General features: G+C 43.2%; 15 protein-coding genes and 1 other annotated feature. All 15 genes read right to left on the bottom strand.

Features of this window, described 5'->3' with window-relative positions; all coding sequences use genetic code 11:
- Positions 1-50: 50 nt before the first annotated feature.
- A complete protein-coding gene (glyS, locus tag J7I96_RS15660) occupies positions 51-2120 on the bottom strand; it encodes a glycine--tRNA ligase subunit beta (protein WP_214773481.1) in 2070 nt (689 codons plus the stop codon).
- Positions 2107-3003, bottom strand: a complete 897-nt coding sequence (gene glyQ, locus J7I96_RS15655) for a glycine--tRNA ligase subunit alpha (RefSeq protein ID WP_034308488.1) — start codon at positions 3001-3003, stop codon at positions 2107-2109. Before glyQ ends, glyS begins: the two co-directional genes overlap by 14 nt.
- A 97-nt stretch (positions 3004-3100) precedes the next feature.
- Positions 3101-3277 (bottom strand) — a binding site (T-box leader).
- Between the two features lie 58 nt (positions 3278-3335).
- Positions 3336-4088: a DNA repair protein RecO gene (recO, locus tag J7I96_RS15650; protein ID WP_034308490.1), complete on the bottom strand. Its 753-nt coding sequence runs from the start codon at positions 4086-4088 to the stop codon at positions 3336-3338.
- A 33-nt stretch (positions 4089-4121) separates the two neighbouring features.
- Positions 4122-4265: a YqzL family protein gene (locus tag J7I96_RS15645; RefSeq protein ID WP_065310843.1), complete on the bottom strand. Its 144-nt coding sequence runs from the start codon at positions 4263-4265 to the stop codon at positions 4122-4124.
- A 99-nt stretch (positions 4266-4364) separates the two neighbouring features.
- The gene (gene era / locus J7I96_RS15640; RefSeq protein WP_034308493.1) at positions 4365-5294 is read right to left on the bottom strand and encodes a GTPase Era; all 930 of its coding nucleotides are present in this window, start codon (positions 5292-5294) and stop codon (positions 4365-4367) included.
- Positions 5287-5685, bottom strand: coding sequence for a cytidine deaminase (locus tag J7I96_RS15635; protein ID WP_048685709.1), 399 nt, complete (start codon positions 5683-5685; stop codon positions 5287-5289). The genes era and J7I96_RS15635 overlap by 8 nt, the downstream gene beginning before the upstream one ends.
- Before the next feature lie 39 nt (positions 5686-5724).
- Positions 5725-6102, bottom strand: a complete 378-nt coding sequence (locus J7I96_RS15630; RefSeq protein WP_214773480.1) for a diacylglycerol kinase family protein — start codon at positions 6100-6102, stop codon at positions 5725-5727.
- Positions 6080-6556: an rRNA maturation RNase YbeY gene (gene ybeY / locus J7I96_RS15625; protein ID WP_034308501.1), complete on the bottom strand. Its 477-nt coding sequence runs from the start codon at positions 6554-6556 to the stop codon at positions 6080-6082. Before ybeY ends, J7I96_RS15630 begins: the two co-directional genes overlap by 23 nt.
- On the bottom strand, positions 6553-8718 hold the full coding sequence (locus tag J7I96_RS15620; protein ID WP_214773479.1) for an HD family phosphohydrolase: 2166 nt from the start codon (positions 8716-8718) through the stop codon (positions 6553-6555). The genes ybeY and J7I96_RS15620 overlap by 4 nt, the downstream gene beginning before the upstream one ends.
- A gap of 186 nt (positions 8719-8904) precedes the next feature.
- Positions 8905-9867 carry a PhoH family protein gene (locus tag J7I96_RS15615; RefSeq protein WP_063590603.1) on the bottom strand — a complete coding sequence of 321 codons (963 nt, stop codon included), beginning with the start codon at positions 9865-9867 and terminating at the stop codon, positions 8905-8907.
- A 3-nt stretch (positions 9868-9870) separates the two neighbouring features.
- Positions 9871-11058 carry a sporulation protein YqfD gene (gene yqfD / locus J7I96_RS15610; protein ID WP_214773478.1) on the bottom strand — a complete coding sequence of 396 codons (1188 nt, stop codon included), beginning with the start codon at positions 11056-11058 and terminating at the stop codon, positions 9871-9873.
- Positions 11059-11073: 15 nt separating this feature from the next.
- A complete protein-coding gene (gene yqfC, locus J7I96_RS15605) occupies positions 11074-11358 on the bottom strand; it encodes a sporulation protein YqfC (protein WP_034308511.1) in 285 nt (94 codons plus the stop codon).
- A 128-nt stretch (positions 11359-11486) separates the two neighbouring features.
- A complete protein-coding gene (locus tag J7I96_RS15600; RefSeq protein WP_214773477.1) occupies positions 11487-11981 on the bottom strand; it encodes a hypothetical protein in 495 nt (164 codons plus the stop codon).
- 22 nt (positions 11982-12003) lie between these two features.
- Positions 12004-12987 (bottom strand): flotillin-like protein FloA, encoded by a 984-nt coding sequence (floA, locus tag J7I96_RS15595; protein WP_370023731.1) that lies wholly within the window; start codon positions 12985-12987, stop codon positions 12004-12006.
- A 56-nt stretch (positions 12988-13043) separates the two neighbouring features.
- Positions 13044-14318, bottom strand: coding sequence for an NfeD family protein (locus J7I96_RS15590; protein WP_214925133.1), 1275 nt, complete (start codon positions 14316-14318; stop codon positions 13044-13046).
- Positions 14319-14446 lie beyond the last annotated feature (128 nt).

Genomic DNA, 14446 nt, shown 5'->3' with positions numbered 1-14446 from the left:
AAATCGGAAACCCATATTCAAAGGGTTTCCGATTACATACATCCTTTCGATCATGTAAGGATGATTTTATTCATGGCAGCAAAACCTGCAACCAAATCGCTGATTTCCTTCATTAAGGATAAACGGTTGTTGCGGATTGCTTCATCCTCTGCCATGACCATTGTATTCTCGAAATATGACTCTATTTCCGATTGAAGCGAAACAAGCTCTTCAAACCGCTCATTCTCATCTTTAGATTCCATATAACGCATTGCCACTTTTTGATATTTTACATATAACGCATTTTCTTGATCATTTTCAAAGGCAGCAGGGTCGACTGTCACCTGATTGTCACATTTTACGGCAATGTTCATGATCCGGCTTAAGGCTTCCAGGCTTTCCTTAAAGCCTGCTTCTTCTTTTTTCGCATCCAATACATGTGCACGTTCCACGATTGAGTGGATATAACCGATTTCATTGAACAAAACTGCGTCAATCAAATCGTAACGGATTTGCTGTTCTTGAAGCATGTGTTTGACACGTGCTTTAAAGAATGTGAACATATCCGCTTTAACTTCTTCAAGATCACGTTTTAAGATACCTTTTGATTCCGGTCCTTTAAGACCTAAAACAATAAGCTCCTCTAATGAAATATTCCATTTCTTCTCAGCTAGAATTTGGACGACACCGCTCGCCTGCCTTCTTAATGCGTAAGGATCCTGGGAACCTGTCGGAATGACGCCAATAGCGAAGAACGAAGACAAAGTATCAATTTTTTCAGCCAGACTCACGACCGCGCCAATGACTGAAGGCGGTACATCATCATCCGCATGCCTTGGCATATAATGTTCATTGATAGCCGCGGCCACTTCTTTGGCTTCCCCTTTTAAGAGAGCATATTTTTCACCCATATACCCTTGCAATTCAGGGAATTCATAAACCATATTACTGACCAAATCGAACTTGGCAATTGCCGCTGTACGAAGCGCCATTTCTTTTTCCGCCTTTAAATTCAAAGCATCCGCAAGAGCACCGGTCACTTCAGTTACCCGGGCAGTTTTCTCGGCCAATGTACCGATTTCTTCATGATAAACGATGCTGTCAAGCTTTTTCAAAGCATCCGAAATCTCTTTTTTCTGATCTTCTTTATAGAAAAATGCTGCATCCGATAAGCGGGCACGCAATACTTTTTCATTTCCTTTAGAAACCTTATCCAAATGGCGGTCATCGCCGTTGCGCACGGTTACAAAGTAAGCAAGCAGGTTCCCTTCCTGATCTTTAACAGGGAAATAACGTTGGTGCTCCTTCATTGATGTGATAAGTACCTCAGCAGGAAGCTCAAGGAATTCTTCTTCAAAATGTCCAAATAACACTGTTGGATATTCTACCAAATTATTTACCTCTTCAAGCAGATCTTCATCGACAGGAATGATCCAGCCTTTCTCCTGCTCAAGCTCTTTAATCTGATCCAATATAACTTTCCGGCGTTTATCTGGATCTGCCATTACAAATTGTTCTTTCAGCGTATCTTCGTACCGTTCCGGCTGCTCGATGATGGCGCTATTGCCTAAGAAACGATGTCCTTTCGTTTCACGGCCCGTTTCCACATCAGCAATGCTGAATGGCACTATTTCATTGCCAAATAAGGCAATCAGCCATTTAATCGGACGGACGAAGCGGAGCTCCTGATTGGCCCAGCGCATATTTTTCGGGAACGTCATGCCGCTGATGATTTCAGCAAGCTCAGATAAAAGCTGAACGGTCTGCTGTCCTTTTATGAATTTATTCACATGGACATATTCCACACCCTTGAGTTCTTTAAAATAAATGTCCTCTGAAGTCATGCCTTGACCCCTGACGAATCCCAATGCTGCTTTAGACCAGTTGCCTTCGCTGTCCAACGCGATTTTTTTGGCCGGACCTTTTGCCTCTTCTTCGATATCCTTTTGGGATTCTTCCACGTCCTTCACCAATACGGCCAAACGTCTTGGTGTGGAAAAAGCTTCAACCGTCCCGAATTCTATCGCTTTTTCCGTAAGCCATTGCTGCACTTTATCTGACAACTGTTTCATTGATGCTGTCACAAAACGGGCAGGCAGCTCTTCCAATCCAATTTCCAATAACAAATCACGCTTGCTCATTTGTATTCTCCCCTTTCACTTTCAGGATCGGGAAGCCTAATTTTTCCCGCTCTTCATAGAAGGTTTTGGCAACCTTACGCGCTAAGTTACGGCACCGGGCAATATAACCCGTTCTTTCCGTCACCGAGATGGCACCTTTGGCATCCAAAAGGTTAAATGTATGGGAACATTTCAAAACATAATCATATGCAGGATGTACAAGTCCTTCTTCCATTTGTCGATGCGCTTCCTTTTCATACATCGTGAAAAGCTGAAACAGCATATCAAGGTCGGAGGTTTCGAACGTATATTTCGAATGTTCGTATTCCGGCTGACCAAATATATCGCGGACAGTGAATCCATCTGTCCATTCTAGGTCAAATACGTTTTCCTTATCTTGAATGTAAGAGGCGAGACGTTCGATCCCGTATGTAATTTCCACGGAAACCGGTTTACACTCAAGGCCGCCCACTTGTTGGAAATATGTAAATTGCGTGATTTCCATTCCATCAAGCCAAACTTCCCAACCGAGTCCGGCACACCCTAGAGATGGATTTTCCCAATTGTCCTCCACAAAGCGGATATCATGCTCGAGCGGATTTATCCCTAAAGCCCTTAATGAATCCAAATACAACTCTTGGATATTGTCAGGCGACGGCTTCATGATCACTTGGAACTGATGATGCTGATACAGTCGATTAGGGTTCTCACCATAACGACCGTCAGCAGGACGGCGGGAAGGCTCTACGTAAGCCACGCTCCAAGGCTCCGGTCCAATGGCTCTCAGGAACGTGTATGGGCTCATCGTTCCTGCCCCTTTCTCGACATCATAAGCATTCATCAATATGCAGCCTTGTTCAGACCAATGCTTTTGTAACGTTAAAATCATATTTTGAATATTCATCGTACACCTCCAGGTTATTTAAACGGCTTTTTAAGATTAAAGGTCGGAAACCCATTACATTTTGGCAAACAAAAAACTCCCGTCCCTATGCGAAATGCATAGGGACGAGAGTATACCCGCGGTTCCACCCTAATTGCCGTTTACAAAACGGCCTCTTTTCAAAGCAACATGCTCCGGAAACGCCCTTCCCTGTAAATCCATATCCCGGCTTCCACCGTCCCGGGTTCGCTTTTTATGGAGAATGACAGATACTCTTTTCCTTCAACGCAATCTTCTTATTTTGATGATTAGAATTTTATACAAACTAGCATGGAATGTCAATAGGTCAGAGCCTAAAACATATCTTTCATCGTATCAATCTGTTTCAGGAACTTTTTTGATTTCAAAAGCAGACCGGAATATTCCTCATAATATGCATCGATGATCTTCCGCAGTTCTTTTTTCGTTTCAGGCTTGACGGAAATGTTTCCGAGCCTTGATAAATCTAAATAATAAAAAATCCTAAGCAATTTAACTGCTGCAGGTGAAATTTTAAAATGATAAGGGTCTTTCCCCAGACAGCGGTGACAGATAAAGCCCGCTTCCCGAAGCGAGAAGGAGAATTCCCCTTCCGTTTCACCACATACAGCACACTGATTCAGCACTGGGTTAATCCCATTGACGGGCAGCATCTTCATTTCAAAAATGAATGTCAAAACCTCCGCGTCATATTCCTCGTTTATGTAATGCAAGGTTTGCGAAAGCAATTCATACAAATATGGATTCGGCTTCTTATCCTCGACGCTTTTATCAAGCAATTCAACAATATATGAAGCATAAGCGGTGGCAAAAAGATCCTCCCTTATGAAACGGAGTGAATCGACCATTTCGCCTTGCTGAAGACTGCCGAGTCCGGTTGATGTGGTTACAAGAAAATACCCGGAGCAAAAAAGCTGTGTGACGGCAGAAAGCCTGCTGTTAGGTTTACTGGCCCCTCTCGCCATGACGCCAATTTTCCCTAGCTCTCGGGTATATATAGTAATGATTTTGTTATTTTCTCCATATGCAGTTCGCCTTATGACAATGCCCTCACATTTTTGGAGCATACCAAGACACCACCCATGCTCGCCAAGGCTAACCTATGAAACAGGAAAATCAATTTCTGCTAGCTCATCATTCAATCCCAAGTGTCTTTCCTGTCTCTCGACTTCTATCTCCTTAAACAGCAAATAGGTGTCCACATTACCTGTTTCAGTAAATAATTCCCAGGTAAAATCCAACATATAAAGCCCACCTTTCATTTTTAACTAGCAATATGAATATCCGACCATATGATTAGCTTGACCGTTTTCCTAACTTTCATGATGCGTAAATTTTGTTAATTAATACTCGCTTTCATTGAAGCCGTAATCGCGAAGCTGGCTTGCTTTGTTACGCCAATCCTTCTGTACCTTCACCCACAGTTCCAAGAAGACTTTAGAACCCAATAGGTTTTCGATATCCACCCTGGCACGGCTGCCGACTTCTTTAAGCATTTTCCCTTGCTTTCCGATGACAATGCCTTTTTGTGAATCCCGTTCGACAACGATAGTCGCCATGACATTGATGGTGTCGCTATTGTCCATCTTTTTGATTGAATCAATGACAACAGCCACTGAATGTGGAATTTCTTCCCGTGTCAGGTGCAGCACCTTCTCGCGGACCAATTCCGAAATGATAAAACGTTCCGGATGGTCGGTCACTTGGTCAGCTGGATAGAACTGGGGACCTTCAGGCAGATGCTCTTTGATTTGTTCAAGCAGTGTATCCACATTATTTCCTTCAAGCGCAGAAATCGGGACAACTGCCGCAAAAGGGTAAAGCTGTTGGTATTTTTCAATGATCGGAAGTAAATCATCTGGATGCATCGCATCGATTTTGTTTACGACCAGGAAAACAGGCGTTTTTACGGATTGAAGTTTTTCGATGATAAACTCGTCCCCGCGACCGTACCCTTCAGTCGCATTGATCATGAAGAGAATCAAATCGACTTCTTTCAATGTATTCGTTGCCACTTTCATCATGAAGTCGCCAAGCTTATGCTTTGGTTTATGAATGCCGGGTGTATCGATGAAAATCATTTGTGAATCGTTTTGCGTAAGTACACCCTGGACCTTATTTCTTGTAGTTTGCGGTTTATCACTCATAATGGCAATCTTTTGGCCGATGACCCGATTCAGAAATGTACTTTTTCCAACATTAGGTCGTCCAATTATTGAAATGAAACCTGATTTGTAACCTTTTACTTGTGTATCGTCAAATAGTTTATCCATTTAAATCCTCCGGTGAAAAAGCTCCTGGAAGCAATTCCTGTACTGTTAGTTCTTTTATATCCCCATGTAAGTTGGTCAAAACGACCGGCATATCCTTTTCGCACAGTTCTGAAATAACCTGCCTGCATGCCCCGCATGGAGCGACGGGACCATCGGTATCCGCCACGACTGCAAGTTTGGTGAATTTTTTATCGTCATGGGCATAAGCGCTGAATAAAGCTGTCCTTTCGGCGCAATTACACATGCTGTATGCAGCATTTTCTATATTACAACCATGATAGACCTTTCCATCAGCTGTTAAAAGAGCTGCCCCCACCTTAAACTTAGAGTAAGGCACATAAGCTTTATCCCTTGCTTTTTTAGCTTCCTCAATCAATTCTTTTGTATTCAATTCACATCTTCCTTTCAAATTGAGTACCATTTCGGCAACCTACAGGCCAACCTTAGGCAAAAAGATAATCAATCCAACTATTATAGAAAATATAGCATATATGAATACAGCTCCGGCTGCAATATCTTTTGCCTGCTTGGCAAGCGGATGGATTTGGTCCGTTACCAGGTCCACTACCCTTTCAATCGCGGAATTAACGAGCTCCAACGTAATCGTACCGGCTATAGCCGCCAAAATGAAAAGCCACTCTATCCCATTCAATGAGAAGTGCCAACCAAAGAATACGACGATTGCCGTTAACGCGAAATGAATCTTGATATTGCGTTCAGTCCGAACAGCCTCCAAAATTCCCTGACAGGCGAAAGAGAAACTTTTTAATAAAGGATACTTTTTTTTATCCTTCTCTTGAAAGTCCATATTCTTCCAAGATCTCCTTTTGTTTTGTGAACATCACTTTTTCATCTTCTTCATTCATGTGGTCGAATCCCAATAAATGAAGAAAACCATGCAGTGCTAAAAATCCAAGTTCCCTGTCAAATGAATGACCATATTCTTCAGCTTGTTCTTTCGTGCGTTCAATGGAAATGATGATATCCCCTAACATGCGGGGCATTTCCGCTCCGACAATTTCCACTTCATCTTCCCCCATTTCTTCAAGCGCAAAAGAAATGACATCTGTAGCTGAATCTTTATGACGATATTCTTTATTGATTTCCCGAATCCTATCATTGTCTACAAATGTAACAGACAGCTCGGTGTCTTTTTCAATGTTTTCTTTTCTTGCCGCAAATTGAAGAATGCTTTCAACAAGCTGCTGAGCTTCCTCCGTTACTTCATTCGTTTCATCCATTAAATCGATAGCTAAAATCATTCTTTCACCTTCTGTCCTAATTTATCCGGCTCCGGATATTCAATCCTGGAGTGGAAGATACCATTCAGCGATTCACATAAGGAATGCTTCACGATACTTAATTCTCTCATAGTAATATCACATTCATCAAATTGACCATCAGAAATCCTGTCCTGAATGATGAAACTTACCAGCTCTTCAATCTTCTCCGGAGTTGGGTGCTTCATCGATCTCACTGCAGCTTCCACACTGTCGGCTATGCCGATGACGGCCACTTCCTTCATTATCGCCCTCGGCCCGGGATATCGGTAGGCCGCCTCGAGTGTGGACTCATCCTGTTTTTTTGCCTTATGATAGAAAAATTTCAATAATGTGGTCCCATGATGCTGCTCTGCAATATCCACAATCTCTTTCGGGAATTTGTGACTGCGCAGCATCTCTCCGCCATCTACGGCATGGGCAATGATGACATCCCTGCTCGTTTCCGGCTGCAGCCGATCATGCGGGTTCTCTTCACTCATCTGATTTTCGATGAAGAAGTGCGGCCGCTTCGTTTTACCGATATCATGATAATAACTGCCGACCCTTGCCAGCAAGCCATTCGAGCCGATGGCTTCACAAGCCGATTCCGCCAAATTGGCGACCATTACACTATGATGATATGTCCCCGGAGCCTCAATCAAGATCTTCCGCAATAACGGATGATTGGGATTCGCGAGTTCGATAAGCTTAATCGATGATAAAATCCCGAAACCAGCCTCGAAAAACGGTAACAGGCCCATTGTCAAAACGGCTGCACCCACTCCAGAACCTATGGCAGCAGAAGCATAATACAAGTACTCCATTCTAGTATAATGGCTGTCCATAATAAAGATGAGCGAAAAAACAAACGCCATATTGATTAAAGACAATAGCAGCCCCGCTACCAGCACCTTTGATTTGAAATTGGGCCTGGATAGGATGATGATTGCCGTCAATCCCCCGAAAATGATATATAGCCCCATCGAGAAATCCAGATTTCCAGGTGTATCACCATTAAATATAATCGTACCATACGAACCTAACAATATGATCATTGCTACCGCTAACCTATCATTCAATAATATCTTGATGAGCATCGCCGCCATGGCACCGGGAAAAATGTATTCCAAGTTCGAGTTTTTCAGGTCTGCCAGAATGCTGACCGTTTTCATGGTAGCCATTGAAAGGATAAAGACAAGACTGAAGATCAATAACTGATTGTACTTGTTATCCTTTTTGGAAATGGAAAAGTAGAAATAGTAATAAAAAGCCGCAAAAGTCAGGAATATGAATAACAGCAGGCCGATATACGGGTAAATGGTGGACTCCGTATTTAAAAAGCCTGCCAGTTCAAGCTGCCTATATACATCCCTGTCCACTAACTGATTTTCTTCAACGATGATCTGACCTTGAAGGATCCTGATCGGCTCCACGCTTTCAACCGCTTTCCTTCGCTGTTCCTCGGTTTTGTCCTTATCGAAAAATACATTCTGAATGATTGCCGTACGCGCAAGGGAAGTGGAGGCTTTTTTCATATCGCCACTAATGCTCATATAACCTAATTCCTCAACAACCTTTTTCTTGGCATTTTCGACGTCACTTGCAGCGATTCGGGAGCTCATTACATTATTCACTGCCGTAATGGTCGAATCCTTCGCTATTTTCAACTCATCTTCATCCGCCTGCACTAATGCTAGGAAAACGGATTCCTCGATATTTTTATTCACTTCATCAGTCAATTTTTCTTTTAATATCGAAACTTTTTGAGCATCCGTCTTTACGGTCTCTTTTTTATCCTCATCTTCTTTATGATCTTCATCAGGGTTCGTTTCTTTATTCACCTCAATCGCTGAATCGAAAATGGATGAAATCAGATCGACTTTATTTTTGGCATATTCTTTTTTTAAAGAATAAACATCCGCCACCTGTTTTGAAATCTCTTCTTTTTCCTGTTCCGTCTTATAGGTATCTTCCACAGTCTTGGTTGATCGGATCGTTTGTTCCGCAGGCTTAAAAAGCTCTACCTGAACCCTTTCCGGCTTCACATTGGAGAACATTAAACCATACGCAAACAAACCAAGTATGATGAACAAAAGCACTTGAAAAAAACGATGGACCAACAGCCCTTTTATTTGAGTGAAAAATTTCTGGATACGATTCAAGGAAGGTCCTCCTAAAAAAAATGATGTTTATTATTCTAGATATGTAAAATCATAACAGTTTTCATATGAATTTTCACCTTCGTATTGATAAATGTAAAGGTTCTGTCATTTTATATCCACTTTTTCACCATAAAGTTTGTCAGGCACATCACGAAAAATCCGCCGATTGAAATGGCGGATTTTTTCTTATGACTTCGCCTGCTCGTAAGCAGTAATGATTTTAGCGACAAGCGGATGCCTTACTACATCACTTTGTTCAAAATAAACAAAGGAAAGGCCTTTAACATTCTTCAATATCTCTTCGACTCGGACAAGACCTGACTTCATGCCTTTTGGAAGGTCAATCTGCGTCCGGTCTCCCGTAATGACCATTTTCGATCCGAAACCAAGCCTGGTCAAGAACATCTTCATTTGGGCTTCCGTCGTATTCTGGGCTTCATCCAATATGACAAAGGCATCTTCAAGCGTACGCCCCCTCATATAAGCCAGGGGAGCTATTTCGATCGTTCCGCGCTCTATCATCCTTTGCGTCTGTTCCATCCCTAGGAGGTCATGGAGAGCGTCATACAGCGGCCTTAGATAAGGATCTACCTTTTCCTTCAGATCACCAGGCAGAAAACCAAGGCTCTCCCCTGCTTCTACGGCAGGCCGTGTCAGGATGATCCGTTTAACATGTCCATTTTTCAAAGCATTGATGGCCATCACTACAGCAAGATAGGTCTTCCCGGTTCCAGCAGGCCCAATTCCAAATACAAGATCCTGTTTCTTTATTGCCTGGATATAGTATCTCTGCCCGATTGTTTTGACTTTAATGGATTTCCCCTTAGCCGTTTTTGCGATTTCCTCATCATATAATTCACCGAAATACTCCAATGTGCCTTTTCTTGCCAATTCAATTGCATAAAGCACATCTCTGGAACTGATTGCAATTCCTTTTCTGACTACAGTCAACAATGCCTTGAGGATTTCTTCCCCCATCGTTACCCGCTCGATATCCCCGGCAACACTCACCGCTTCACCTCGGGTTATGACGGAAATGCCAAGTTCCTCTTCGAGCACTTTTACATTTGAATCTCCATTGCCCAATAACGCGACCGCTTCATTGGGTGATTCGATTTCGAGCTTAATTACTTTCACATCATCTGCCATTCGTTAGTCTCCTTGAATGATTGGCTGTCCAATCGCTATATCTTCAATAACTTGGTAATGTATAGACAATTTAACTTTACCATTCTCCATGCTTTCGTGCAAAATTTTTTCTTCTACGATTTCATCTGCCTCGTCTAAATGTTTTTTCAATTCCGCTTTAGCCATTTTCCGGCCTTCCTCCACCGCTTCTTTCTCCGTATAGCTTCGGACAATATCTTCCTTGCTCCTTAAGGTCACTTGTTTATAAGAAATCGGCATTTCCCATTGAAGAAAGTGAAAAGGCCTCACCGTCGTTTCCTTTTCCTGTTTTTCATATCCCGGATCCTTGAAGCCCCATACCGGAAGGGAAAAGCCCCCCATTTTCAAAAAGTGCTTGCTCGTTTCATCTCCGTTAAAAACAGAAAACTTGGTTTTTAACGGCACTTCCACTTTCGCTTTATACCACGTTTTCCCTTTTATTACTCCCTTTGCGGATACAATTTCCTGTTTATCCTCTTTTCCAATCAATCCTGAAACAAGAAGTTGTCCTTTTCCTACATAATCATTCACATTAACAATAGATTGTCCTTTTTCAACGAACATATCAGTGATGATCGCTTTTTTTGATGCTACCAAATTCTGTGGAGATGTTTTCTCGACCTCTTTAGGCTGCCGTTTTTCCACAACCCGAAAATGATATGTCGTTCCCCTTAGCTCGACCCCCACCCATGTCAATGCACCCACCCGGTCCGACAGCTTACGCTGAATCGTATCAACATCATCAACAAAGAATTGCACTTTACCGATTTTCACGCCCATCTTGTCCAATTCTTTCCGAATGGCATGCTCGGTTGCCGGTTTGGCATCTTGAACCTCGATGCCCCATACCATATTGGAAAGTACAAATATACATAGCAGGAAAGCGATCATCCCCGCTAAAAACCCGCTGTTTTTCATGACTCTCTTCATCAGGAAAGGGAAACCCTTTCCCTGCATGAACTTTACTTTACAATCACTCTTACGCATGACCTGACGGAGTTTGGGAATATCCCTGATATCCATATGGAAAATCAAGGCTTCACTTCCGACACGCTTCACTTCCCAGATATGAAGCCCCCTTCTCGTCAGCATATTAATCAAACGTTCTGCACCTTTTCCATAAGCCTTCACCTTTACATAGCCTGTATAATAGTTTGTCCATTGGTTTTTCATGGAGACCTCCCGGGATCATTCATTGATAAAATAAACCTTGTCAATTTTGCCTTCGAGCATGATTTCTTCCGGCAAAATCGTCTTTATGACAAAGGCATTTCCCTTTATCAGCAGCTGCCCATTTTTCAGCATCAATCGTACTTCGCTGTCTGTAAAAGCCAATAAGCCACGATGGTTTTCAATATAAATATGTAATTGTCCGATCATTGTAATTCGCGGCAGGTCCATCATGACATCTTGCGGAAGGTCCATTGTTTTGGTCATGAGCTGTTTCACTTTTTTTCCCCAATTGCGTGCCATAAAAAAGAACCCCCTTTCATCTCAATGTATGAAATGAAAGAGGGTTCTAGCACAAAATTATAAGTGAATGAAAGTCTATTTTTTCATGCCCATTTTAAGGACGGTCTAAAAAAGCCCGGGGCTCCGAATCACCTTCTGGACCTCTGGAGACTTCTCTTCGCCCTTGGCGGTCCCAGCACCTCTGACATGATGATGCCATCAATCAGCTGTTTTTTGCCAAAAGACGGTCCTTTGCGATAAACCGGACTGTTATTATCAGAAATCGCTGATGTAAGTTGATCTGCCTTCGCTTTTTGATACAAACGCTGTTGATCATACTTCTGCTGTAGCCGTCTAAGCTCCGCAACCCTTTTGTTCGCTTCGTTCGTCGTCTCATCGATCACTTCTGCAGCCTGCGCTGCCTGCGGTTCAACTTTCCTTACGGGGGCAGGTGCAGGTCTTTGCTGCTGTTTCCCTTGCTGCATTTCACCTTGAAGCTCCTGCATGACCTCCTGCCATTTCTTTTTCGGAGGGGTGTTAGGATCTTTAGGCTGTTTTTTCTTTCCTAACATGGACGTTAAAATACCGATCAAGACAATGATAAGGAATGGGTTCTCGAGAAAGAAATCAATAAAATCTCCCATTTAAAGACCTTCCTTCCCTGACCTAATTATTATTATGGTTATTGTTGTTATCTTTTGGATTTTCGGATATTTTACTGATGGAACCGCGCATATCCGTATCGGCCGTGATATTTTGGATATTCATATAATCCATCACCCCAAGGTTCCCGCTTTTCAGTGCATCGGCCATGGCCAGCGGAACTTCCGCTTCGGATTGAACAACCTTCGCTCTCATTTCCTGAACACGGGCAACCATTTCCTGTTCAAGTGCAACAGCCATTGCACGTCGTTCTTCGGCCTTTGCCTGGGCTATTTTCTTATCGGCTTCGGCTTGGTCCGTCTGTAATATGGCCCCGATATTTTTACCGATATCCACTTCAGCAATATCAATGGAAAGAATTTCGAATGCCGTCCCTGAATCCAACCCTTTCGATAAAACCGTTCTTGAAATCAAATCGGGATGTTCCAGTACATCCGTATGCATTTGCGAAGCACCGATCGTCGATACAATCCCTTCCCCTACACGGGCAATGATCGTCTCTTCACCAGCACCACCGACCAGGCGTTCAATATTGGCCCGGACCGTGATCCTTGCCTTCGCTTTCACTTCAATACCATTCATCGCGACACCTGAGATGAATGGAGTTTCGATCACTTTCGGGTTAACGCTCATTTGAACGGCTTGCAGTACATCACGACCGGCAAGGTCAATGGCGGCACCCCGTTCGAAAGGTAACGTGATATTGGCGCGTTCTGCAGCAATTAATGCATTCACCACTCGATCGACATTACCGCCTGCAAGGTAATGGCTCTCCAACTGATTCGTCGAAACATTGATTCCAGCCTTATGGGCCTTGATAAGGGGATTGACGACCCTGCTTGGTATAACACGGCGAAGCCTCATCCCAACTAATGTAAATATACTGATTTTGACTCCTGCCGCTAAAGCGGAAATCCATAACATGACTGGTACGAATGTGAAAAACACTGCCAATACGATGATAGCAGCAATCACTGCCAGTACAATAAATACCGTTCCTGAAGTTATCACTTAATGATTCATCCTTCCTGTATCCTTTAATTTTAATTTGAATCCGGAATTTCCCGGACGACTACCCTTGATCCTTCAACTTTAACGATAATGATTGTCGAACCTTTGGAAATAAAGCTTCCTTCGGTCACGACATCCACTCTTTCTTCTTTGACCAAAGCTGTTCCTGAAGGCCTCAAATCTGTAAGGGCCTTCCCTTCTACACCTAATAAATCCAAACGATTCGGATTGCTGACATATCCCTGTTCCGTTTTTGTTGCATCGGTTAATATCATTTTCCTGAAAAATTTCATCTGTTTTCCAAACACCTTTACAAGTAGGATGAATACCAAAATGGATACGGTGACCGCAATTAGCAAGGAGATCGTCATATGGACCGGATCACCTGTCGCAAGGAATAGACTCCCCACTACCGCTGTAAACCCGAGCAGCCCGATAATCCCCCCTGGGATAAAAAATTCAATTAGTACGAGAATGACCCCAATGATGAACATCGCTAACGATTCGTATCCGGTGATACCGGCGACAAGATGACCATAGAAGAATAAGACAAGACTGGTGATTCCAATTACGCCCGGAATTCCAAAACCGGGTGAAAACAATTCCATCACAATCCCGATTCCCGCTATCGTCAATAAAATGGGAACGACGATCGGGTTGGTCAAAAAGCGGGCTAGTTTCTCAGGAAAACTTTCTTCGATCGACCGAATATCAGCATCTTCAACTCCAAGTATACTATACAGCTCCGCTTTTCCAGAGACGGTGCCTTCGCTATACCCAGCCTTTTTTGCCTGCTCGGCTGTAAATGTCAGCAGCTTCCCTTTTTCCGCTCCATATTCGGGTAGATCGATGTCAACATCCGCCATCGCCTGGGCGTATATGGGATCACGTCCATTTTGTTCAGCAGCGGTCTTCATGGCAGCCAACCAATAAGATTGCGCTTTCTTACTTGCAGCGTTCCCCGTTGAATCAATCACAGCTGCAGAACCCATGGTGGCACTCGGAACCATATAGATTTCATCCGCACTTAGAGAAATGTATGCCCCTGCAGATAAAGCCCTGTTATTGACATAGGCAACTGTCTTTATTGGTGAATCCGCCAGTAACTTTGCAATTTCCCCTGCTGCATCCACAGCGCCTCCAGGGGTATTCACCTCGAAAACGACAAGATCTGCATCTGCTGCTTCAGCAGTGGTCAGTGCCCGTTCCAAAAAGGCCGAGAGTCCCTTTTCCACCGTTTCTTCAATTGGTACATGGTAAACGATCTTCTCGTTTGCAGATGCCGTCGCTCCACCAAAAGAAGACATGGTGAACAGCAATCCAAATAGGAGTACAGATAAATAACGCCAAATTTTCAACGGAACGCCCCCTTTCCCGTATTAAACGTGGTAAGTGCCCCATTATCCAGGAACCTGCCAGTAAATTCAGCCCGCAA

The sequence above is a fragment of the Bacillus sp. ISL-78 genome (assembly GCF_018613455.1).
GTDB classification, from domain to species: Bacteria; Bacillota; Bacilli; order Bacillales; family DSM-1321; genus Peribacillus; species Peribacillus frigoritolerans.
Note: the sequence above shows the minus strand (reverse complement) of the source record. Positions and strands in the feature narration are given on the sequence as shown.